The 21,205-nt window shown below is 60.2% G+C and carries 20 protein-coding genes and 2 pseudogenes; 5 read left to right on the top strand and 17 right to left on the bottom strand.

Going from position 1 to position 21,205, the window contains the following annotated elements:
• Positions 1 to 43: 43 nt before the first annotated feature.
• Complete coding sequence (locus GL286_RS15705) at positions 44 to 1,423, top strand: aminotransferase-like domain-containing protein (RefSeq protein ID WP_211596380.1); 1,380 nt, start codon at positions 44 to 46, stop codon at positions 1,421 to 1,423.
• A 168-nt stretch (positions 1,424 to 1,591) separates the two neighbouring features.
• Here the strand turns inward: GL286_RS15705 and GL286_RS15700 are convergent, their stop codons facing one another.
• Genes GL286_RS15700 through GL286_RS15685 form a run of 4 tightly spaced genes read right to left on the bottom strand, consistent with a single transcriptional unit; the run spans position 1,592 to position 5,170 of the window.
• A complete protein-coding gene (locus GL286_RS15700) occupies positions 1,592 to 2,269 on the bottom strand; it encodes a hypothetical protein (RefSeq protein ID WP_155096526.1) in 678 nt (225 codons plus the stop codon).
• Between the two features lie 35 nt (positions 2,270 to 2,304).
• The gene (locus GL286_RS15695; protein WP_155096525.1) at positions 2,305 to 3,168 is read right to left on the bottom strand and encodes an alpha/beta hydrolase; all 864 of its coding nucleotides are present in this window, start codon (positions 3,166 to 3,168) and stop codon (positions 2,305 to 2,307) included.
• A 17-nt stretch (positions 3,169 to 3,185) separates the two neighbouring features.
• The gene (locus GL286_RS15690; protein ID WP_170295234.1) at positions 3,186 to 4,085 is read right to left on the bottom strand and encodes a poly(ethylene terephthalate) hydrolase family protein; all 900 of its coding nucleotides are present in this window, start codon (positions 4,083 to 4,085) and stop codon (positions 3,186 to 3,188) included.
• Positions 4,086 to 4,102: 17 nt separating this feature from the next.
• Positions 4,103 to 5,170 carry an alpha/beta hydrolase gene (locus GL286_RS15685; protein ID WP_155096523.1) on the bottom strand — a complete coding sequence of 356 codons (1,068 nt, stop codon included), beginning with the start codon at positions 5,168 to 5,170 and terminating at the stop codon, positions 4,103 to 4,105.
• A 79-nt stretch (positions 5,171 to 5,249) separates the two neighbouring features.
• On the opposite strand from GL286_RS15685, the gene GL286_RS15680 reads away from it, so the two are divergent.
• From GL286_RS15680 to GL286_RS15670, 3 genes are all read left to right on the top strand, one after another.
• Positions 5,250 to 5,927, top strand: coding sequence for a response regulator transcription factor (locus tag GL286_RS15680; protein ID WP_155096522.1), 678 nt, complete (start codon positions 5,250 to 5,252; stop codon positions 5,925 to 5,927).
• Entirely contained in the window at positions 5,924 to 7,279 is a 1,356-nt protein-coding gene (locus tag GL286_RS15675) for a sensor histidine kinase (protein WP_155096521.1), read from the top strand. Before GL286_RS15680 ends, GL286_RS15675 begins: the two co-directional genes overlap by 4 nt.
• Positions 7,280 to 7,394: 115 nt before the next feature.
• Positions 7,395 to 7,637 carry a YMGG-like glycine zipper-containing protein gene (locus tag GL286_RS15670; RefSeq protein ID WP_246184978.1) on the top strand — a complete coding sequence of 81 codons (243 nt, stop codon included), beginning with the start codon at positions 7,395 to 7,397 and terminating at the stop codon, positions 7,635 to 7,637.
• Positions 7,638 to 7,820: 183 nt separating this feature from the next.
• Here the strand turns inward: GL286_RS15670 and GL286_RS15665 are convergent.
• The 7 genes and pseudogenes from GL286_RS15665 to GL286_RS15635 all read right to left on the bottom strand — a co-directional run.
• Positions 7,821 to 8,433, bottom strand: a pseudogene (locus GL286_RS15665) (IS5 family transposase); the annotation flags it as partial.
• 85 nt (positions 8,434 to 8,518) lie between these two features.
• Positions 8,519 to 9,301: an SDR family NAD(P)-dependent oxidoreductase gene (locus tag GL286_RS15660; RefSeq protein ID WP_155096518.1), complete on the bottom strand. Its 783-nt coding sequence runs from the start codon at positions 9,299 to 9,301 to the stop codon at positions 8,519 to 8,521.
• Positions 9,302 to 9,320: 19 nt separating this feature from the next.
• Positions 9,321 to 10,637, bottom strand: a complete 1,317-nt coding sequence (locus tag GL286_RS15655) for a TRAP transporter large permease (protein WP_155096517.1) — start codon at positions 10,635 to 10,637, stop codon at positions 9,321 to 9,323.
• Positions 10,638 to 10,716: 79 nt separating this feature from the next.
• Entirely contained in the window at positions 10,717 to 11,259 is a 543-nt protein-coding gene (locus tag GL286_RS15650; RefSeq protein WP_155096516.1) for a TRAP transporter small permease, read from the bottom strand.
• A 4-nt stretch (positions 11,260 to 11,263) separates the two neighbouring features.
• The gene (locus GL286_RS15645; protein ID WP_155096515.1) at positions 11,264 to 12,349 is read right to left on the bottom strand and encodes a C4-dicarboxylate TRAP transporter substrate-binding protein; all 1,086 of its coding nucleotides are present in this window, start codon (positions 12,347 to 12,349) and stop codon (positions 11,264 to 11,266) included.
• Between the two features lie 54 nt (positions 12,350 to 12,403).
• Positions 12,404 to 13,915: a class I adenylate-forming enzyme family protein gene (locus tag GL286_RS15640; RefSeq protein WP_155096514.1), complete on the bottom strand. Its 1,512-nt coding sequence runs from the start codon at positions 13,913 to 13,915 to the stop codon at positions 12,404 to 12,406.
• Positions 13,916 to 13,939: 24 nt separating this feature from the next.
• Positions 13,940 to 15,115, bottom strand: a complete 1,176-nt coding sequence (locus tag GL286_RS15635; protein WP_155096513.1) for a thiolase domain-containing protein — start codon at positions 15,113 to 15,115, stop codon at positions 13,940 to 13,942.
• A 114-nt stretch (positions 15,116 to 15,229) separates the two neighbouring features.
• Between GL286_RS15635 and GL286_RS15630 the strand changes: the two genes are divergently transcribed.
• Complete coding sequence (locus GL286_RS15630) at positions 15,230 to 15,796, top strand: LuxR C-terminal-related transcriptional regulator (RefSeq protein WP_155096512.1); 567 nt, start codon at positions 15,230 to 15,232, stop codon at positions 15,794 to 15,796.
• Between the two features lie 127 nt (positions 15,797 to 15,923).
• Here the strand turns inward: GL286_RS15630 and GL286_RS15625 are convergent.
• The 6 genes and pseudogenes from GL286_RS15625 to GL286_RS15600 form a co-directional block, all read right to left on the bottom strand.
• Positions 15,924 to 16,388: pseudogene (locus GL286_RS15625) on the bottom strand (transposase); the annotation flags it as partial.
• A gap of 418 nt (positions 16,389 to 16,806) precedes the next feature.
• Positions 16,807 to 17,691 (bottom strand): MurR/RpiR family transcriptional regulator, encoded by an 885-nt coding sequence (locus tag GL286_RS15620; RefSeq protein ID WP_170295232.1) that lies wholly within the window; start codon positions 17,689 to 17,691, stop codon positions 16,807 to 16,809.
• Positions 17,688 to 18,734 carry an ABC transporter ATP-binding protein gene (locus GL286_RS15615; protein ID WP_155096511.1) on the bottom strand — a complete coding sequence of 349 codons (1,047 nt, stop codon included), beginning with the start codon at positions 18,732 to 18,734 and terminating at the stop codon, positions 17,688 to 17,690. Before GL286_RS15615 ends, GL286_RS15620 begins: the two co-directional genes overlap by 4 nt.
• Positions 18,731 to 19,465: a glycerophosphodiester phosphodiesterase family protein gene (locus GL286_RS15610; RefSeq protein ID WP_155096510.1), complete on the bottom strand. Its 735-nt coding sequence runs from the start codon at positions 19,463 to 19,465 to the stop codon at positions 18,731 to 18,733. Before GL286_RS15610 ends, GL286_RS15615 begins: the two co-directional genes overlap by 4 nt.
• Positions 19,466 to 19,482: 17 nt before the next feature.
• Positions 19,483 to 20,289: a carbohydrate ABC transporter permease gene (locus GL286_RS15605; RefSeq protein ID WP_155096509.1), complete on the bottom strand. Its 807-nt coding sequence runs from the start codon at positions 20,287 to 20,289 to the stop codon at positions 19,483 to 19,485.
• A complete protein-coding gene (locus tag GL286_RS15600; protein WP_155096508.1) occupies positions 20,279 to 21,148 on the bottom strand; it encodes a carbohydrate ABC transporter permease in 870 nt (289 codons plus the stop codon). Before GL286_RS15600 ends, GL286_RS15605 begins: the two co-directional genes overlap by 11 nt.
• Between the last annotated feature and the right edge of the window lie 57 nt (positions 21,149 to 21,205).

Below are 21,205 nucleotides of genomic sequence, written 5' to 3'. Positions count from 1 at the left end.
AACCGTATTGGTCGTAATGCCCATACAGATGAGGGACGAGGCCATGACAAACCGCACCACCGCGGTTATGGAAACGATCCGGTCCAGGATCGCCGCGCGCATTCTGGTGCCCGGAGATAGAGTTCCGTCGATCCGCAGTATGGCAGCCAGCCTCTCGGTCTCCCCCTCCACTGTGGTCGAGGCCTATGATCGGCTCGCCGCCGATGGCGCGATCAGATCCCGCCCCGGGTCGGGTTTCTATGTCAGTTCCAGCACCCAGCCCTTCGCGCTGGCCGAGGTGGGGCCGCGTCTTGATAGGGCGGTCGACCCGCTTTGGGTTTCGCGACAGTCTCTCGATGCGGCGCCCTCGGCGATCCGGCCAGGCTGCGGCTGGCTGCCACCAGACTGGCTGGCGCAGGAAGGCCTGCGCAAGGCGATCCGTGCAGCTGCGAAGTCTGATACCGCTCTTCTCAGCGACTATGGCAGCGCCCGCGGTTTGTCGGCCTTGCGCAGCCATCTGTCACGGCAGTTCCAGTCCGAGGGGCTGAATGCCAGCCCCGATCAGATCCTGCTCACCCCATCGGGCAGCCAATCCATAGACCTGATATGTCGTTTCCTGCTGCGCCCCGGAGACACGGTTCTGGTCGATGATCCCTGCTATTTCAATTTCCACGCCGTCCTACGCGCGCATCAGGTCAAAGTCGTCAGCGTCCCCTACATGGCGACCGGTCCAGATCCGGATGCCTTCGCGAAAATCCTGATCGAGTCAGCGCCGCAGCTCTATCTGACGAACTCCGCCCTCCATAATCCCAGTGGCGCGACGATGACGGCACAGGTCGCGCACCGGATCCTGAGCGCCGCCACAGCGCATGATGTAGTTATCGTCGAGGACGATATTTTCGCCGGGTTCGAGCCAGAGCTTTCGGCCCGTCTCGCCACGCTCGACGGCCTTGCACGCGTGATCCGGATCGGCAGTTTCTCCAAGATCCTCTCGCCCGCGATGCGCTGCGGATACATCGCGGCGCGCCCTGATTGGATCGAAGCTCTGACGGATCTTCAGATCGCGACCAATTTTGGCGGTCCAGACGCCTTGGTCACCGGAATTGTCCACGCCGCGATCACAGACAGCGCCTATCGGCGAAATATTGAGACCCTGCGCCGTCGCCTTGCAACTGCGCGAACCACCGTCGCGGCACGGCTGGAAGCCCTGGGCATCCGCACAAAGCTGATGCCCCGCGGCGGATTTTACCTTTGGTGCCAGTTGCCAGGGCGCCTTGATGCAGCAGAGGCCGCACGCCGGGCGCTCGAATGCGATGTCGTGCTCGCGCCGGGCAATGTGTTCAGCCTATCAGGAAGTGCCATCGACTGGATGCGCTTCAACGTCAGCCAAATGTCCGACGCGCTGGTGTTTGAAGTGCTGCGAAAGGTGACGAGCGACGGTTAGGGTCAGCCCCGGCCCGTCGGATGATCGCAATCTCCGGGCTCGGTGCCGGACGCATGACGATTGTCATGGCCTCATCCCGATCATCACAACCGCGATCTCGCGGCGGCGCAGCAATTGCTTCGGGTTTCGGAGCGCCGCGAACGTTCGTTCCGTCCCGCATCGCCGACATCAAGTCGAACGTTTCGCTGCGAGGTGTTTGAGCGACCGCTTCGACGAATGCTGCCCTGAGGCATGAGTTGGGTTTGACCGGCGGCAATGGGCCGAGATCAGCAGGTGGTCAGGGGTATTAAGGTGCGGCATGATTTCTGCCATCACCAAATCGAAATTCAGAAACCCATTATGGTGGATCGTTTCTCTTTCGCCTTGAGCGTTAAGAAAGGTGAAATCCCCCGTGCCGATATGGAAATCTCCGGTCGTGTAGGGGAGGTTGATGACCGTCCAGTCAGCAAAGGGGCTGTCCTTGTTGTCGCCGCCAAGACCAATCTTGGCCATGACATCACCGCCGGTATCCGTGTTGAATGTACGATCGGGGCCAGAGGCCATTTCTGCATTCACGCTGACACCGCCGCCGTTGAACAGCACCATCACGTTGTTGGATGAACCACGTTTGAAGATGCCGTGATACGGCTCATCCAAGGCCGAGCGGGCACCCTCGGGGTAGAGGCCATACCATGTGCCGATCTGTGGCACGCCGGTCAGCTCGGGAAAGCTCTCCTGCACCGACCTGATCCACAGAAACGCGGACAGAGCGACCAATGCTGCAATGCCAATTGCGGTGAAAGTAATGATTTTTGCGGTGCGGCCAAGCAAACGCGTAACAATGCTCAGCGGGTTTCTGACTGTCACGGATTTTCCCTTTTTGTTTTGGCTGCCACGGCGGATTATTCGCCGGACAAAAAGCCCTGCATGTTCAGCCAGGCGAGGAATTGCGACATCATCAGGGCGTTGGTTTCGCCCGGTTTGCCAGTCCCGAAGCCGTGGCCGCCGCTTTGATAGACATGCATTTCAACAGGGCGTCCGGCGTCGCGCCATGCAGTTGCCAGCCCAAAGTCGCCGCGGCTGAACAGGGGGTCATCCATGGCTAGCGCAACAAACAGTGGGGGCGCTTCGACCGGGACATTGACCGCCTCCATCGGGCCATAGACGTTGCCGAGAAACGCGGCGTTGGCGCCGCTCAGCACCGCATCCCGCGCAGCAATCGCACCGGCGGAGAAGCCGATGATCCCCAGCCGATCCTGGTCTAGGTCCCAATCATCGGCGCGGCCCCGCAGCAGATCAAGGGCTGCGGTGACGTCCTTGGTTGCATGGGCGGTTTGAACCTCCGGGGCGGGATCTGTGCCTGCTGCGCCAAACAACAGGGTAAGCAGATCGCGTGAGTATTCATCGGGATCTGCCGGAGTTGGGTTCAGCCGGTATTTCAGCACAAAGGCCGTAATCCCCTGATCGGCAAGGGCGCGAGCAACGTCCCAGCCCTCGCCGTCCATTGACAGAAACATGAAAGCGCCGCCCGGTGCCACGATCACCGCCGCACCATTTGCGGTTCCGGATGCGGGCAAAACCGGCGTTAGCGTCGGATAGGTGACATTGCGTACATCACGCCCCGATCCGGTCAGCATCTCATCATTCGGGCTGCCCGGGTTCTCCGCGCCATAAAGCGGGATAGCATCCGCTATCTGCGGCGCGGCGGCTGCGGCGGTGGCCATCGCCAAAAGGCAGGCGGCAATGGCAAGAACTGGCTTTTTCATCCTATGCCCTTTCTGTCTCACAGGCCGGTGCGGGCGGCGCGGCTGTCGGCCCAACTGATGTTGTCGTTGAAAAATTCGCCCTGTGGAGCAAATGCCGCCGCTGCTCGACGGTCGCCGTTCAACTGCCACATCAGCCATGCGGTCGAGTAACCCAGATAGGGGCGCGGGCGCGGGCCGATTGCCTCGTGCCCGGCATGGCGCAGCAGAGCAAAGGCCTTGGGTGCGTGGCCGCCGACAACCTCATACCAATCTGGATTGCCGCTATCTACCTGGCTTGCCCAGTGAAAGATCGAGCCGCGCGGCGACAGATCCGCATAGCTGGCCTGATCGACTGCGCAGCACCAGCGGGCGAAGAAGTCGGGCGAGATGTGATAGGTCATATAGGTGCGAAACAGCGGTGCGTTGCGGGCGTGCAGCGCCGCGACCGAGGCGCCGCCTTGCGAATGACCGACCGCCGCCATACGCTCGCGGTCGATGCGGCCGTAGAACGGGCTGGAGCGAGTTTCGCCCTGCAGGATGATATATCGCGCGGCATCAGCTACCGTCTGCCCGTTGCCCGTCATCTCGTCACGTGGGGCGATGACGACAAAGCCCCAAGATGCCAGATGGTCCAAAAATTGCGCGTAGACTTCGGGCTTTTGACCCGAACCGTTCGCCCATGCGACCACCGGGTGTCGACCGCCGCGCAGGCCAGGGGCGTTGTCCGTTGCAGGGCCGGTAGGCGCCCAGATATCGCAGCTATGGCCTTTACTGGTGCAGGCTTCGCCGCTGTTCGAGCGGCTCACCTGCCATGGGCCACGGGCCATGAATGCCACCTCGACCGGACCTTTGGCGGCGTATTCTGGAGCGGGTGTCCAGCCGCAGGCGGCAAAACTGGTAAGCATCAGGCCAAGCGCGGCAAGTTTGATCCGTTTCAACATGTTTCCTGCGCCTGTCATTGGTTCCGCGCCTCGGACTCTTGCATTTTCATTAGCCCTTCAAACGAATTGGGGACGGTCGCCTCTTCCACGGTGTGGATCGACAGTTCCTCGCGATTGATCACCAGACGTTCCAGAAAGGCCAGTATTTCGGACTGTCGCGTCATCAGCGGCAGGGCGGCCAGCACATGATCGCCCTGCGGATAATCGACGAACCATTTTGGATAGGCCGGCCCGGCGTATTTGCGGAAGTAATAGGCCGGACCATAGCCTGCAAAATCTGCCTGCACTTCGTCATAGGTCACCAGCCAGTCTTTTGCGCCGTGAAAGAACATGATTGGCGCGGGGCGCGCAGCGAATTCCAGCGGTGTGCCTTTTGGCAGCCAGAAAGCACCGGCCATCGAGATGACCCCGGCATAACGGAAATTGGCGGGAAGATGCGCCTGTGCCAGGGGCGTTGAGTTAGCAGAATTGTACTCTGCGACCAGCGAGTTGGTGGCCCCCGAACTGCCGCCAATGGTGACGATCTGCTCGGCGTTCACATTCCATTCTGCTGCGTGATCGACCACAAAGCTTGTTGCATCGAACAGATCTTCTACACTCCATTCGATGGCGCGCAGGTACATCTCGGTACCGTTCTCTTTTGTCATCTCGCCGGATGCTTTGGCGTCACGGATGCCCAACCGATAGTCGATGGCCACAATCGCATAGCCTTCGGACAGGAAGGGCTTCCACATTTCGACGCTGTCGCGGCTACCACGGTCGCCCTGCTCCCAGCCGCCACCGAAGGAGTAAAGGATTACCGGACGCGGGCCTTCCGTCTCGATCGATGGATCCACGATCAGGTCAAGGTACAGGTCCTGACCACCTTTGCTGGCGTATTGGTAGGTTGTGTAATGCAGCCCGTCCGCGGCGTCCTCTGCGAGGGAGAGTGAAGGTGACAGAGAAAGAAGCATGGCGCTGATGAGGAAAGCGCGTCGGTCTAGTATCGGCAATGTATTCCATCCTTCCCAAGATCTGGACTCTGCCGTGCGATATGGAGCGATGGTTACGCCAACCTTACGTGGCCCCAGATCGGCACGCATTTTCATGTCCCTCACATGCCGTGTAACGCTCCGGTAAGTATTGGGCGCCAGAACCACCGGGCAGCGGACGGAGAAACAGATGCGATTGCTTTTGGTCGAAGATGAACCGGAAATGGCCGAGGCATTGCGTGCGGCCCTGCGACGTCACAATATCAATGTCGACACTGCGGAAACGCTCGAACTCGCCCGTGAAGCTTTGGCTAACGGTGTCCATGATGTCGTGCTGATCGACCGGCAGATGCCCGATGGCGACGGGCTTAGCCTCGTGCCCATGCTGCGCGCCTCGCCGCGCCAGGTTCCAGCAATCATCATCTCCGCCTTGGGTAAGACGCATCAGCGTATCGACGGTCTGAACATCGGCGCAGATGATTATCTTCCCAAGCCCTTCGAGGTGGATGAGTTGCTGGCCCGCATCCATGCCGTTTTGCGCCGTTCTCCCGAGATAGTAGTGGATACGATGTGCATTGGTGCTCTGGCCTATGATACCTCCGCACGGGAAGTACGGGTCAGCGGCCAAAAAATCGACCTCACCCGTCGCGAACTTCTCATACTCGAAACGCTGTTGCGTCGTCCGGGTCGCACGGTTGTCAAAGCGGCGCTTGAAGATGCCGTTTATGGCTTTGACGACGAAATCCAGTCCAACTCTCTCGAAGCCAACGTGTCTCGGCTACGACGCAAATTGGCTGATGCCGGGGCTGGAGCTGAAATCCACAATGTTCGGGGCGTAGGCTATTTCATTCGAGAGGTGGAGGAATGAGCGGGCGCGCCCAGACCCTGAGATGGCGGATCACGCGGGGGCTGATACTTTTCCAGATCGTCGCCTTTGTGGTGCTTTCCGTAATCATGCTCGGACTTGTGTTCCACGCTTCATTTTCCGGGGTGATCGTTTCCGGCGAGGCGGGACGAGCGGTGGCGGCTTCAATTGTCCGAAATGACGATGGCGCATTGGTGGTGCGCCCAACCGAATCTTTGCAAGCGATACGCGAGGCATCGCCAGCCTTCTGGTTCATCGTAGAGGCCGAGGATGGAGCGCGAGCGATGTCAGGTGCACCGCCTGCATTTGCGCTGAACATGATAGACGACGCCCCGCGCCTTAAAGCCATGGATATGCGTAGTGCAAAGGACGATCCAAGTCTTACCGCCAAATTTGAGCGCCGTTCTGGTCCGGCAGGTGAACTCGTCCTGCTGGTTGGAGGCGGCGCGTTCATCAGCGATTTCAAAGCCACGCTTCTGTTGGCCCTGATGGTAATCGTCGTACCAGTAACAGTACTCATTCTGCTGACGCTCGCCATCGTGCCAGCCTTCGTACGGCGTAGCTTGGCGAGCATACTAGACGTGTCTCGGCAAGTCGCACAAATCGACTATGACAGCCGTGGACGCCAGTTACCGTCCAACGATCTGCCAGATGAAATCGTCCCCATTATCGAAGGTATGAATGAAGCTCTGAGCCGCTTGGATGCAGGCATTGAAGCGACTGAGCAGTTCTTCATGAACGCAGCGCATGAATTGCGCACGCCGATCGCCATAGCCCAGCTTCGCATCGACGCGCTACCGGATGGCCCTGATCGAGACAACCTTCGCCAGATCATCCGCCGCTTGTCCGCCATGGCACACCAACTGCTGGAGATCGAGCGGTTCCGCCAAGGCAGTCTGACGCATGACAGATTGGATCTGGGCGAGATCCTGTCGGGGGTGGTCGCCGACTTGGCACCCTATGCCGTGGCTCGCGGCTATGATCTTTCGCTCGACAAGCCCGAGCAACCTGTGCGGATAACAGGTGACCGCGAGAGTTTAGACAGAATGATCATCAATGTGCTTCAGAATGCCGTGCAGCATGGTGATGGACGTGGCACCATCGCGGTTCGGCTGTACCCCTCGGGCATCATCGAAGTTCAGGATGAGGGACCTGGCATACCCTTAGAAGACCGGAGCCATGTCTTCGAGCCGTTCTATCGTCGAAATCCGCATGGTGCTGGGGCGGGCCTTGGCCTGAAAATGGTGCGCGATATCGCGCAGGCACATGGCGGCGATGTGGCTATTGTGGATGGTTCGTTCGGGGCGACGTTTCGTATCAGATTGCCAGTCCAGCATGGGCAGAGCACACCCTGATTAGAACTGAAAAAAGGCAAGTAGGATAACAACGCCGTAATGTCCGCGTAATTCTTGCCCCTCATCAGACCTTCGAGGCCACGGAAAAGCCGGCCCAACTATGAGGACAATGATCATGAAAAAAAACGCTCTTCGTCTTTCCGCCGCAGCTTTCCTGATTGCGGGACTGGCCGCTTGCGAGCCCAGTCCCTATGGCGGATCGACTATCTCTCCGGATGCTCAACGTGCTGCGGGCGGTGCGGTAGCAGGCGCGCTGATCGCAAAGGCATTCAAAGAGGATCCGGCAAAAGGAGCACTCATCGGCGCAGGCGCGGGTGCTCTGTGTGACGATGCCGGTGTCTGTCAGCGCAGATACTGAACCTGTCCATTGCCATGGGGCAAACCTAACATGGCATCGCAATCAGGCTGAATTCTCAGCCTGATTGGCCGAGCCGAACTGCCCTCACCTCTCCGTAGATACCGCATCGGAAACATTCGTCCACGATGATCGTCGGCTTGTGGCTAAGACGTCAGCTTCCGCAACTTAGAGGGCATTTCAAAATCATGTGGTCAGGGCCCGGAAGCAGATGATGGCGCAGGCCGAGATGGTGAAGGCAAGATGAATGTCGGCCCTTCGCTCGTATCTGACAGCGAGGCGGCGGAATTTGGAGAGCCAGGAGAATGTTCGCTCGACGACCCAGCGATGCATTCCGAGATGGGCGCTGCTTTCGACACCCTTTCGGGCGATACGATGCTTGATGCCGTGTATGGTGCAAGCCCTCCGACAGCGGGGATAGCCATAGCCTTTGTCGGCATGGAGCCTACCGGGCCGATGGCGTGGTCGGCCGCGCTTGCCCCGAATGCGAGGAATGGCGTCGAGCAAGGGCTCAATCATCCTGCTGTCATGGACGTTTGCGCCGCTGAGGCGCACTGTCAGGGGAATACCGCATCTGTCGGTGACGATGTGGCGCTTCGTGCCGAGGCGCCCGCGATCCGTGGGGCTAGGGCCGGTGACCTCGCCCCCCTTTTCGCCGCGATGGACGCGCTGTCCATGCAGGCCCGGCTCCAGTCGAGATGAGGCGCGATGCAGTTGGTGCAAGCAAGACCCGATGCAGCTGATCCCAGACATCGGCCAGCTGCTACTCCCTGAGCCTTCGCCAACAGGTCACGCCCGAGCCGCAGCACCGAATGACAAATCAACCAGACCGGGAGCAAAACCACCCCCGGTCCAGAATCATAAGGCACGACCAAAGTCGCGCTTCAGATTTGTAGAGTGCCGGTCTGGGTCATGCCAGCAGCCATATAGCCGCCGTCCACGGTTAGCACCTCGCCGTTGACATACGAAGCCGATGGGCTGGCAAGGTAAGCCACGGCCTCAGCGATGTCCTCCGGCGTCCCGCGGCGTCGCGTCGGGACCATTGCCAACACACGCGACCAAGTTTCCTCGGTATAGCATGCCGTCGTCATAGGCGTTTCAATCACTCCGGGCGCAACAGCATTAGTCGTGATGCCACGCCCCGCCAATTCCAAGGCGAATTGGCGGGTAAGACCCAAGATGGCGGCTTTTGATGTCCCATAGGCGGCCCGCCCGATGCCGGCGCGCATACCCGAAACTGAGGCGATGTTGATAATCCGTCCATACCCACGGTCGGACATGCCGCGAGCGAAGTGCTGGCTGACTCGGAATGTGCCAGTAACGTTCACTTCCATGACCGTGTTGAATGTCTCAGGAGAGAACTCCAATAGCGGCTCAACAAGAATCACGCCGGCACTATTTACCAGGATATCGGTCGGTCCAAGCCGCGCCTCTGCCCAGCTAACAGCATCGGGTAGAGCATCGACATGTGTGACATTCAACGCCACCGCGACGGCTTCCCCACCCATAGCGGTGATTTCGTGAGCAACCTCCTTTGCGGCGTCGAGGTTTAAGTCACTGATCGCAACCCGAGCGCCGCGCTGTGACAATAGTAGAGCACTTGCGCGTCCGATACCCGAGCCGCCGCCCGTAATAAAAGCCGTACCATATTCGGCTCGCTGTTTCATAGTATTCCTTTCGGTCATGTCATTGGGCCATCATCGTGTCGGGCAGCCAGGTAATGATTGCGGGAAACGCGAACAAAATCGCGACGACGGCAATCTCCACCATTACGAACCAGAGTGCGCCCCGGAACACGTCCTGCAGCGGCGTGTCGCGGTCGATCCCTGCGATCACAAAGCAATTCAGGCCGACGGGTGGGGTAATCAGACCGATCTCGCACATCTTGACGCAAAGGATGCCGAACCAGATCGGATCGAAGCCCAGACCCGAGATTGTGGGAAACACGATAGGTAGGGTGATCACCATCATTGAAAACGCATCAAGAAACATCCCAAGCGGAATATAGAGCAACAGCAACACCGCTACGACGAGATGAGGAGGAATGCCGCTTTCGGTGATTGCACCTGCGACCATCTGTGGCACCTGTACGAGAGTCAGGAAGAAGCTGAATATCCCTGCCCCGATCATAGTAAAGAGGATCATCACCGTTGTGGTGGCAGTCGAACGAAAGCTTTCGGACAGCGCATAACGAAGATCCCGACCGTTCAGCCGTGCAAAGACGAGCATCAGCAGCGCGGCAACCGCGCCCACGGCGCCCGCCTCGGTCGGGGTCACAAGGCCCAGATAGATGCCCCCCAACACGATCACGAATAGCACCAGAACCTGCCAGGCTTGTGTGGTCGAGGTCAGGCGTTCCCCCCACGATGCTTTGAGGGCGCGGATGGACCGATCCTGAACGCGGTGTCCGATCAGGGCCACCCCAATCATGAATGCGAACATGGTGATGATCCCGGGGACGAAGCCCGCGATCAGCATCTTGCCGGCAGATACCTCTGTCAGGGCAGCGTAAAAGATCAGCAGTACGGATGGCGGGATCAGTACACCCAGCACGCCGCCTGCGGCAACCGCCCCAGAGGCCAGTCGCGGATCGTATCCTTTTTCCTTCATTTCGGGGATGGCGACGGCGCCGACAGTGGCGGCTGTGGCGACCGAGGAGCCCGAGGTCGCCGCAAAGCCTGCCGAGGTCAGAATGCTCGCCATTGCCAGCCCGCCCGGCAAGTGCCCGACCCACTTGTTGGCGACATGGAATAATCGCTTTCCGACCTGCGCGTGATGCGCGAAAGCGCCCATCAGGATGAACAGCGGAATGACCGTGAGCGCGTAATTGGCTGTGTTGCTGAAAGAGAAGGATTTAAGTCGCGCCAGCAAAAAGGCCAGATTTTCAACCATGACAATGCCGAAGGCGCCCGAAAGGGCCAGTGCGGCAAAGACCGGGGTTCCCAGAGCCATGAGGAAAAAAATTAACCCAACGGCAAGCAGGGAGATGATCGTCACATCCATTGTCGTTGTCCTGTGAATTGTGGGATCGCGGTCCCGCGCCAAAGCGCCGGGACCCGCGCGTTCGGAGGCAAAGCCCTGCTCAGTGCAGGGCTGTTTCCCCCTTGCCAGCACGTGCGGTTCCGGTTGGCGGCAGTTCGACCTGTTTCAGCGCGATGCGCAGGCTGTGCAACGCCGCCTGCAGGGCGGCAAACCAAAGCCCCGCGGCAACCGCGATCTTGGCCCACCAGACCGGAACCTGAAAATAGCCCCATCGGAATTCGCGGATCGAGAACGAATAAACCGCTTCCTGCGTCGCGGGCCAGGCTAGCAACAGAAAAGTCAGCGCGGCGAAAAACCAGGCCAGCGCAGTGCAGCTGCGCGAATACGGGCCGGGCAACGCATCTGTCATCATGGTTACCCGGATGTGTCCGTCATCCAGCAGGGTTGCACCCAGCCCCATGAAGACCACCATCACCATGGACATTTCCGTTACTTCGAAAAGCCCTGGCACCGAGCGCCCTAAGGTGGCGCGCGCCACCACGTCCACGGTGATGCCCACCATCATGAAGGCAAGGAAGCCGAGCGCCAGCCATGACGTGATGCGGGCGATGCCGTCGCTCAGGCGATTCAGACGCGCCAGCATCGGTCTACAGTCCTTCCGCGATTTCGACCTGGCGTTTCATCGTGCCCGTTCCGGCGTGCCGGGCGATCGCTTCGTCCACAACTGCCTGCATCGCCTTGCCATCGATGCCGTTGGTCTGCGCCACGGTCTCGATCCACTTGTTGACCTGAGCCGGTTGCACGATGGCCTTTGTCCGGGCCTTCTCCTCCTCCGACAAGGAGGACAGCACCACGCCTTCATCCAAGGCTTTCTGCGTGTAGTCGGCCAAAACCTTGTTGTAGATCTCGGCGAATTTTCCGGCGTAGAGTTCATTGGCCAGATCGGTGCAGATCCGTTGATGTTCGGCGGGCAGACCCTCCCAAACCTGCCGGTTCATGATGATAACGGACGGTGCGTGCGGGCCATCGCCGATATCGTAGAAATTGGGCGCGATCTCGTGCAGCTTGTAGGCTACGGCGGTCACGAAGTCGAAACCGTAAGCCCCGTCTAGCACGCCGCGTTCAAGCGCCTGATAGACCTCGCCCGCAGCCATTGGCACGGCGATGCCGCCTAGGCTTTCGATCACGTCGGTGGCGACGCCGTAGCCGCGGATCTTCTTGCCCTTGATGTCGTCAATCGAGGTGATCGGATTGCGCATTACCAGCGGCGCATAGTTCCAGTTGGTCCAGTACAGCACCTTGCTGCGGTGACGGTCCTCCCATTCCTGGCGCAGGGGTTCGAACTGTTCATACACATCGCGGCAAACCAGTTGCAGTTCATCGGCGCGCTCCATGCGGAAGTACCATTCCAGACCGCGCGTAACAGGCAGTTCAGCCTGATAGTAGCCCGGAGAGATCAAAGTCACCTCGCTGGTGCCATCGCGAACCGCGCCGAGATGTTCGCCGACCTTGTTCAGACTGCCTGCCCAGTAATAGCGTATATCGATCTCGCCATTGCTGCGCTTTGCGAGTTCCTCGAGAAACCAGCGGTCCACCCATGACGGGCCGGCGGTTTCGCTAACATAGCTGTCGAATTTCAGCGAGGTCGCTGCATGGGCAAAACTGGGCAGGCCCGAGATCATTCCCGCACCTGCAATTGCACTGGTGGTTTTCAGAAAGTCACGTCTTTTCATGATTGTCTCCTCCGTTGTGTCGGGCTCCTCCTGCCCGGGGATCGTGCTCCCCGCCTAGGCTGGGGTTGTCTCGGCTCCCGTGCGGGACCGCAGATCGGTTTTCAGAACCTTGCCATAGCTGTTCTTGGGCAGGTCCTGGACGAACACGTAGCGCTTGGGGCGCTTGAAGGCCGCGATCTGTTGTCGGCACCAGCTGTCCAGTTCGGGAATGCCGGCGCTTTTGCCTGGCTCGAAAACGACATAGGCCACGACCTGTTCGCCCCATTCCGGCTCCGGCTCGCCGATCACGGCGATCTCGAACACGGCCGGGTGCGCCAGAAGCGCCTCTTCGACCTCGCGCGGATAGATGTTCGTGCCGCCCGAAATGATCACATCCTTGGAACGGTCAGTGAGATACAGAAAGCCGTCCTCATCAAGATGGCCGAGATCGCCGGTATGCAGCCAGCCGTCCTTCAGTGTCTCCGCGCTGGCCCGTTCGTTCTGCCAGTAGCCTTTCATGACCGTCGGCCCTTGGACGCAGATTTCTCCGGTACGTCCGGCAGGTAGGGGATTTCCTTCAGAATCCAGCACCGCCAGCGTCACTGCGCCCTGCGCGATGCCGACCGAGGCACGTCGGGCCTGCCAGCGCGGGTGGGTCTGATCCGCCACAAGATCGCGTGGTAGGACCGAGATGGTCATCGGCGTCTCGCCTTGGCCGTAAATCTGCACGAACCGGCGCCCGAAACAGGCCAGCGCCTCGTCGATGTCATGTGCATACATCGGCCCGCCGCCATAGATGATGGTGCGGATGCCCTCACCGCCATAGCCCTGCTGGCGTGCCGTGGCGATCAGGCGCTTGATCATGGTTGGGGCAGCGAAGAACACCAGATTGCCTCGGCTTCGGGCAAGTCTGATGATCTCGTCGCTGTCGAACCCCCGCGAGTCGGGTACAAGATGTGCCCCGCCCGCCCGGATCTGCGCGAACATGTACAGACCCGCCCCGTGAGACATGGGCGCGGCATAGAGCAAGTGATCGTCGCTGCGCGCGGCATCCACGTCCAGTGCATAGCATAGCGTCATGTGACGGAGATTGTCATGGCTGAGCATCACGCCCTTTGGCGTACCTGTCGTGCCTGACGTATAGAAAAGCCAAGCAAGATCGTGATCCGCAACATGCGCGGGTGCCGTGACGCCATGCCCGCCCACCACAGGCGCGCAGAGCGCGGCCTCGTAAATATCGGCATCGTCCACGAAGGTTGCCCCGTCCTCTGTCAGAGTCAGCGACGCTCCAGAATCGCGGATAATCCATTCGGCCTCGCGGGGGTGCAGTTTGCAATTGACGGGAACCACGATGGCACCCAGCCACCAGCACGCGTGCAACGCCTCAATATACTCTGGTGCGTTCTTGGCAAAAATCGCGACCCGGTCCCCTGCTCTGATCCCGTGTTCCTCCTGCATCCAGGCAGCCCGGTCGGATACTGACTGCAACAGCGCTTGATAATCCTGCCGTAGGAGGTCTCCCTTGAAGAGCGCCGGGCGAGAGGGCCAGGATAAGGCCGTCTGATATAGCCAATTTGCGATATTCATCGTTCTACGACCCCTGAATCTTCATCACGCCCGATCGGCCTGCAGGATCGTCGCGTAATTGGCGACGGCCGCGCCCCCCATGTTGAAGGCAAGCCCCCATTCCGCACCCCTACGCTGCATCTCGCCCGCGCGTCCGGTTAGTTGCCGGAATCCCAGGACGTGCATCGACACGCCGGTCGCGCCGACAGGATGCCCCTTTGCCTTCAACCCGCCCGACAGGTTTACCGGGGTGCGCCCGTCGGCAAACACGGTCCCCTCCTCGAGCGCGCGCGCACCTTCACCTTTTGGCGCAAGGCCCATCGCTTCGTAGATCAGCAGCTCCGCGGGGGTGAAGCAGTCGTGCACCTCTGCAAAGTCCAAGTCACTGACCGTGATACCTGCGGACTGAAAGGCGCTGCGAATGGCGCGCTCGGGACCCTCGAACGCAACGAAATCGCGCCGGCTCATTGGCAGGTAATCGGATACATGTTCGGCGGCGGCGATGCGCACGCGGGCCGAGGCTCGGCCGGCATGGGCATCTGAAGCGCTCAAGACGATAGCCGCAGCTCCGTCCGTCACCAACGAACAATCGCTCAGTCGCAGCGGCGGGGCGATGAGTGGATTCTTGTCGCTGACCTGCTGACAGAAATCATAGGCAAGCGGTTTGTGCATCTGCGCCAGCGGGTTCTTCATTGCGTTTTCATGGTTCTTTGCCGCAATCCGAGCCATGGCATCCAAGGGGTCGCTGTATTGCGCGCCGTATTGCTGGGCTGCGATGGCGAAGACCTGGGGAAAGCTGAGCGCGGCTTCCGCTGCATCATTCTGATACCCTGCACCTGCAAGCGCTGCGGTGACATCGGGGGTCGCACGATGGGTCATCTTCTCGGCGCCCACGACCAGCACGTTGCGGGCAACTCCGGCGTGAATGGCGTTGATCCCGGCATGAATGGCAGCGGCACCCGAGGCACACGCATTTTCGCATCGTGAGGCGGGTGTGAATCTGAGTTCGGGAAAAGTCTGTAAGATGAGGGATGAGGCGAACCCATCAGGTACGAGGCCGGAATTGAAGTGTCCGAGGAATACGGCGTCAATATCCGCCGGCGGAATCTGTGCCTCCTCTATCGCCTCGCGCGCCGCCTCGACAATCAGCGCCTCGAGCGAAGACTGGAGCCGTCCGAAACGAGTGTGGCCGGAACCGGTGATATAGATGTCACGCGTCATGTGTCGTCCTCCCCCCTCGACAGTGACGGAAAGAAGAGTCGGCTGGTATTCGGGGATCTACGTATTAAAATACGTAGCTACTACGTAGATGCAGATGCAGCGAAAGGACGGGCGATGGATCACGACCACATCTCGGAAACCGATCTCTGCTTCACCGGATTCATGGATGCGCCCATCGGTTTGACGGTGCTCTCCAATCGAGTGATCCAGCGTGTCAACACAGAAATGGAGCGCATTTTTGGCTGGACCCGCGACGAGCTTGAGGGTCAGTCAATCCGTATCCTTTACCCTTCGAGCGTAGATTACGAAAAGACCGGGACGCGTTGGCGTCGCTGGTTGGATGAGCGGCCGCGCTACAGCGATGAACGTTTCATGCAGTGCCGCAGCGGCGAGATCATCTGGACGCGGGCGTGCGGGCGCACCCTGACCCCGAACGATCCTTTTCGGCTGATGGTATGGACATTCCAGCACCTAGAACACCGCCCTTCTGATGCAGCGACTTTGACCCCACGCGAACGCGAGGTCGCGCGTTATACCGTCAACGGCTACACTAGCAAGGAAACCGGGATTGCCATGGGCATATCCCCCCGGACGGTAGAGGTGCATCGGAGCTCGGTAATGAAAAAACTGGGGGTGCAGAACGCTGCCGAGCTGGTCGCGAAAATGATCATACAGACGTGATTGTCGGTGCGCCGGTTTAGCGGGTCGCCGACATTTCAACCCAAGGCACGGGTTTCGACAGCATCTAGCGTCACCGAGGCTTCTTGAGAGTGGGACGGAGTATCTCGTTTCTAGGCGAAACCCAGAACTGCTTTTCCTCAGCCAAACGCGGTTTGAAATAGACCCCGTGAGGCCAGATGTAGTGGAAACGTCGGTTGCCCAGGCTGCGTTTCTGCCAAGCCTCGTAGTCGTTCCACCAGTCCGCCTTCAGCCGCGAGATCGTTTTGGCCGACAGCCCGTTGGCGTTCGGGGCAATAAGAGCCGCCAGCGCCTCGCTGAAATCACCAGTGCTGACGCCATTGAGGTTAGGCCAGGGCAGCAGTTCCTCGACCGATTTCGCCTTGCGCAGATATCGCGGCAGTGTGCTGGGCGTAAAGCTGATCTTCTCCTTCCCCGGCTTACGATCGCGCACCCGCGGAACCCTCACGGGCACAGGACCGGTACCGGTCATTGCCCCGCGCTCGGGCAGGTGCCCATGGGGCACCAATCGGGATGTCTCATTCTCAAGCTTTTCGTCCGCAAACCCAGCCATCAATGCCGCCAGTTCTGCGTGGATTGTCCGCCCGATCATGGGGTCTAGTGGTAGTCAATGACATGTGGCGAATGCTTTTCTCGACTAAGAATTGACGGCATCTGAACACCGCATTGATATGCCACCATTCAGGCCATCACCAACTTTCGCCCGTTACTCAGCTGCGCTGCCGTTTCGACCGCTTCCCCCCGCTGGCCGTTCATGTCGCATGTGCGAACATTCACGTGCCGCGGACGCAAACGGCCAGTTTGTCCGGCTCCGCTGTCATCTCGCCAAAGATTTCGCTGCACCGTGGATGAGCGGCCGCTCTTGGGAATGCGGCAGGTCAGCATGGACCACATGTGAACGGCGGCAATGGTTTAGGCCAAACGAGGCGTCCCAAGATCAAGAGCCAAGTCAGCGGGGTAGCCAATTCGAACCGATCCCGGGCTCTTGTTTCCTACCGGGGAATTTCAGGGGGAAGTGCAGCGCGAAAGCTCCGAAACTTCTCCAGGGAGCGGAGCGATCGCCCTTCGTCGATCGCGGCAAGATCAAGGATCACGGCATTGGCAATGGTCATCGGGACGACAAGCGACTGCGAGTGCCCGACCCCACCACGCGATACGGTGATTGATCGCTCTGGTGCAGGCTCGATCCGAAGGCCGTTCATGTCACTCAGCAACAGCAGCGTCGCGCTCCGATCCGTGGCGATCCGGAGCAGGGCCGAGACAACCGGGCGCGGATCTCGGAATGACAGCAACCACAGGACGTCGCGCCCGGTCATCTCGGTCAAGAATTCCGCCAGATGCGGCAGCGCCGCCAAATCCACCGCATCATATCCGGATCGGCGCAGACGCAGTGCAATCAGCGCTGACAACGCCGCCGAATGGCCGAGTCCATAGACAAAGATCCGCTGCGCCCCATGCAGAGCTTTTGCAAAGCCGCGCACATCGGCATCGCTCACCGCATGGCGCACCTGTTCAAGCGCACCGATTTCGCTGTCGAGGATAGAGGACAAAATTCCGCCCTTCTCCGCTCGGACGAGCCGGGCCGAGATGCGGGCCGCAGGATTGTCGAAATCGCCGCCAGCGTCATCAATCAGCTTATCCTGCAAGAATGCGCGGAACTCCGGATACCCTTGGAACCCGAGCCGCCGCGCCAGCCGCACGGCCGAGGCCGGATGCACCCCGGCGCGCGCGGCGATCTCCTTGCCGCTGTCCATTGCGGCGCGGATCGGATCCTGCAGCAAGATATCCAGCAGACGGGCATCAGCATCGGTGAGGCGCGCCTCAGACCGCGCCACCAGATCGGTGATTACGTGAGGCAGTTCTCTCGGTTTCGTCACATGCTCCTGCTTTCCGCCGGAGGCTGCACCCGGTGGCCACTGGTGGTATCGAACCACAGGGCCTCGTCAAGATCGTATCCGATCCATATCCGTTCCGGGAGCGCTGTCAGGGTTCGGCGCTGGCTGGCAACGACCAGCCGCCCCACGGTTGTCTCGCAATGCACGATCAGTTCGGCACCGGACATTTCCGTCAGTATTACCTTGCCCTCGATCGACGCACCTTCCGGTCGGTCCGCGTGAACCATCAACGCTTCTGGACGCAAACCGGCCGTCAGACCCACAACGCCGCGAGTATCGGGCAGTTGCTCCGCCTTAACGAAGTTGATCCCTGGCTGGCCGAGGAAGCTGGCGACGAACATGTTCGCAGGTCGGTCGTAGATTTCATCCGGCGTGGCGAACTGCTGCAGATGACCGCCCTTCATCACCGCAATCCGGTCCGCCAAAGACAGCGCCTCGGTTTGGTCATGGGTGACATAGATGATGGTAGCGCCGAGCCTGCGGTGCAGTTCCTTGATCTCGGTCCGCATCGCCACGCGTAGCGCATTGTCGAGGTTCGACAAGGGCTCATCCATCAGAAATACCCCGGCCTTGCGTGCCATCGCCCGACCCATTGCCACCCGCTGGCGCTGTCCACCCGACAGGGCCTTGGGCTTTCGGTCGAGATAGGGGGAGAGTTGCAGGATCGCCGCCACCTCCTCGGCCCGAGCGCGCCGCTCGGCCCGCGGCATACCTCGCAGCTCCAGCCCGAAGGCAATGTTCTCACGCACGCTCATATGCGGATAGAGCGCGTAGTTCTGGAAGATCATGGCTATATCGCGGTCCTGCGGCGCAAGGTGACCAGCGGGCTGGCCACCGATCTCAATCTCGCCCTCCGCCGTCGTCTCCAGCCCGGCGATCAGCCGCAGCAGGGTGGATTTGCCGCAACCTGAGGGGCCGACGACCACCACGAATTCACCGGGACGGATGTCCAGGCTGACTCCGTGAAGCACTTGCGGCCCGTTCGGATAGGATTTGCGGATGTCACGCAGCGCGATCCCGGTCATGCCCGCGCCTCCCGCAGGGCGATGGCAAGGCTTGGCCGGTCGGTCGTGAAGACCTTGACCCCCAGATCCAGCGCCTTGGCGATCTGCACCGCATCATGCGCGGCCCAGCAGCCGAACTCGAGCCCAGAGGCATGAACCTCGGCCATCAGTGCGGTGTCGGCCTCGTCGATATGCACGCCGATTTCGGGGATGCTGCGTCCGTGGGCGAGTTCGATCACGCCGCTTGTGCCCAGTTGCCGCAGAACCGCTGGACTGACCAGCCACAGTCGCGGTTGATCACAGAGCCCCCCGATCTGCACCAGCACATCGAGCAGGAACGAAGAAAAGACGGTGCTTTCAAGCCGCCCCTCTGCCGCCAGAAGCGCGATCACACGCGGCACGAAGTCCCAATAGGCGCGGCCGTCGGCCCCCGGTTTGATCTCGCAGCGGAAGGCGACCGGACTACCGGAAAAGGTGTCGCACAGCTGCTTCAGGGTCAGTGGGTGCCCGCCATGCCCATAGTTGATCCTTGCTCCCAGAACTTCTTCCGTCGGCAGCGTTGCGATGGCGCCGATGCGATCCGTGGTTCGGTCCAGCGTCGCGTCGTGATGGACTACAATTTCGCCATCTGCCGTGGGGTGAAGATCGAACTCCACCTCTTCCAGCGCCATCCGGGCAGTGGCAGCAAAGCCGATAGGAGTGCTGTCGCCGAATTCGAGTGTGCCGCCGCGATGGGCTGCGATTCGTGTCATGTTCTTCATTCCATTCTTCATTTCACCGCCCCCATCGTGATGCCGCGCACCAGATGACGTTCCACAAGCACGAAGCCTAGCAGCACCGGCAGCAGTGTCAGGGTCGAGGCCGCCATAATCAGGGGCCAGTCAAGGAAACCCTCGCCGGGGTTAATACGGTAGAGCCGCGCCAGACCGACCTGCAGGGTATAAAGTTCACTTTCGCCCACCGCGACCAGCGGCCAGATGTAGCTGTTCCATTCGGTGATGAAGAGGAACAGCCCCATCGACAGGATCGCTGGCCGCGCGATCGGAACGATTACCCGCCACAGGACCTTCAGAGGGGTCGCACCGTCCATATAGGCCGCCTCGTCCAGCGCCTTCGGGATGCCCCGGATATACTGGCGCAGGAAGAAGGCAGCGAAGCCATTCGAGATCGCCGGCAGGATCAACCCGGCATAGCTGTCGAGCATTCCCAGTTTTGCCAGTGTCAGATAATTGGGGATCAGGCTGATGTGGCTGGGAATCATCAGCGTTGCCACCACCGCCCCAAACAATAGGTTTCCACCCGGAAAGGTGAAGCGGGCGAAGGCGAAGGCGGCCATTACCGACAGGGCAAGGCTCACCAGCGTCACTGCCCCGGAGACCAGCACGCTGTTCAACAGATATCGGCCAAAGTCGTATTGCCCCAACGCGGTGGCGTAGTTGTCGAAGGTGAACTCCAGTCTGCCGGTGTAATAGGCATCCGAGGTCTGGAACGACATCCAGATCGTATAGAGCACTGGCGAGAGAAAAATCAGGCCGACGGCCAAGGCAGCGAAGGCAGTCAGGCGCTCACGCTTCATAGTGCACCTTCCGCCCGATTAGCCGGGACTTGACCAGCGCCAGCACCACCAGCAGCAGGAACAGCAGCACAGCCAGCGCCGAACCCTGACCGATGTCGAACAGCGAGAATCCGATTTTGTAGAGCTCGGAGACGAGCATGTTCGTGGCTCCGGCCGGTCCGCCGCGCGTCATCACGTCGACGATTGTGAATATCTGGAAGGCCTCGATCACAGAGATGACCAGCAGGAAGTAGGTGGTCGGCATCACCAGCGGGACCGTCACCCGGCGGAACACGTGCCAGCGCCCGCCGCCATCCACCGCCGCCGCGTCATATAGCTCCGGTGGCACTGCCTGAAGGCCGGCGATATAGATGATTACATCATAGCCCAGCTGCTTCCAGGTATTGACGATCACGATTACCAATAGCGCCAATGTCGGGTCTTGCAGCCAGCCTATCTTTGGCAGGCCGAGGCCCTGCAGCACTGCATTCGCCATCCCGTAGTCGGTAGCGAAGATCCAAGAGAACACCACGGCAATGGACACGGTCGAGGTGACGTAAGGCAGGAACAGGGCCGCACGCAGCACCCGGCTTGATCGCGTCTCGCGCAGCAGGAAATTTGCCGCCGCCAGCGCCAGTACCAGGCGGATCGGCACCGAGATCACGACGAACAGCGTCGTGACCCGCAGCGCATTCCAGAAGTCATGCGAGACAAGAAGTTGGCGGTAATTGTCCAGACCGACCCATGGCCGACCCGCCGACAGGAAGTCCCATTCCCGGAAGCTTAGATCGAGACTGGTGAAGATCGGGATATATGTGAAGCACGCGATGAAGACGATCAGCGGCGCCACCAGAAGATAGGGAGTCAGCTTGCGCGACATGGGTGCTATCCGAAAGGCAGGACGGACCCGGGGCTACTGCCCGAGTCCGTGGTTGAT

It is taken from the genome of Paracoccus aestuariivivens (assembly GCF_009711225.1).
GTDB lineage: Bacteria > Pseudomonadota > Alphaproteobacteria > Rhodobacterales > Rhodobacteraceae > Paracoccus > Paracoccus aestuariivivens.
This window is presented reverse-complemented; position numbering and strand designations above follow the sequence as displayed.

Bases quoted from the DNA above. Each gene is read 5' to 3' on its own strand.
- GL286_RS15705 (WP_211596380.1), top strand. From the start codon at position 44: ATGACAAACCGCACCACCGCGGTTATGGAAACGATCCGGTCCAGGATC.
- GL286_RS15695 (WP_155096525.1), bottom strand. From the start codon at position 3,168: ATGAAAAAGCCAGTTCTTGCCATTGCCGCCTGCCTTTTGGCGATGGCC.
- GL286_RS15685 (WP_155096523.1), bottom strand. From the start codon at position 5,170: ATGCGTGCCGATCTGGGGCCACGTAAGGTTGGCGTAACCATCGCTCCA.
- GL286_RS15680 (WP_155096522.1), top strand. From the start codon at position 5,250: ATGCGATTGCTTTTGGTCGAAGATGAACCGGAAATGGCCGAGGCATTG.
- GL286_RS15675 (WP_155096521.1), top strand. From the start codon at position 5,924: ATGAGCGGGCGCGCCCAGACCCTGAGATGGCGGATCACGCGGGGGCTG.
- GL286_RS15670 (WP_246184978.1), top strand. From the start codon at position 7,395: ATGAAAAAAAACGCTCTTCGTCTTTCCGCCGCAGCTTTCCTGATTGCG.
- GL286_RS15660 (WP_155096518.1), bottom strand. From the start codon at position 9,301: ATGAAACAGCGAGCCGAATATGGTACGGCTTTTATTACGGGCGGCGGC.
- GL286_RS15655 (WP_155096517.1), bottom strand. From the start codon at position 10,637: ATGGATGTGACGATCATCTCCCTGCTTGCCGTTGGGTTAATTTTTTTC.
- GL286_RS15650 (WP_155096516.1), bottom strand. From the start codon at position 11,259: ATGCTGGCGCGTCTGAATCGCCTGAGCGACGGCATCGCCCGCATCACG.
- GL286_RS15645 (WP_155096515.1), bottom strand. From the start codon at position 12,349: ATGAAAAGACGTGACTTTCTGAAAACCACCAGTGCAATTGCAGGTGCG.
- GL286_RS15640 (WP_155096514.1), bottom strand. From the start codon at position 13,915: ATGAATATCGCAAATTGGCTATATCAGACGGCCTTATCCTGGCCCTCT.
- GL286_RS15635 (WP_155096513.1), bottom strand. From the start codon at position 15,115: ATGACGCGTGACATCTATATCACCGGTTCCGGCCACACTCGTTTCGGA.
- GL286_RS15630 (WP_155096512.1), top strand. From the start codon at position 15,230: ATGGATCACGACCACATCTCGGAAACCGATCTCTGCTTCACCGGATTC.
- GL286_RS15615 (WP_155096511.1), bottom strand. From the start codon at position 18,734: ATGACCGGGATCGCGCTGCGTGACATCCGCAAATCCTATCCGAACGGG.
- GL286_RS15610 (WP_155096510.1), bottom strand. From the start codon at position 19,465: ATGACACGAATCGCAGCCCATCGCGGCGGCACACTCGAATTCGGCGAC.
- GL286_RS15605 (WP_155096509.1), bottom strand. From the start codon at position 20,289: ATGAAGCGTGAGCGCCTGACTGCCTTCGCTGCCTTGGCCGTCGGCCTG.
- GL286_RS15600 (WP_155096508.1), bottom strand. From the start codon at position 21,148: ATGTCGCGCAAGCTGACTCCCTATCTTCTGGTGGCGCCGCTGATCGTC.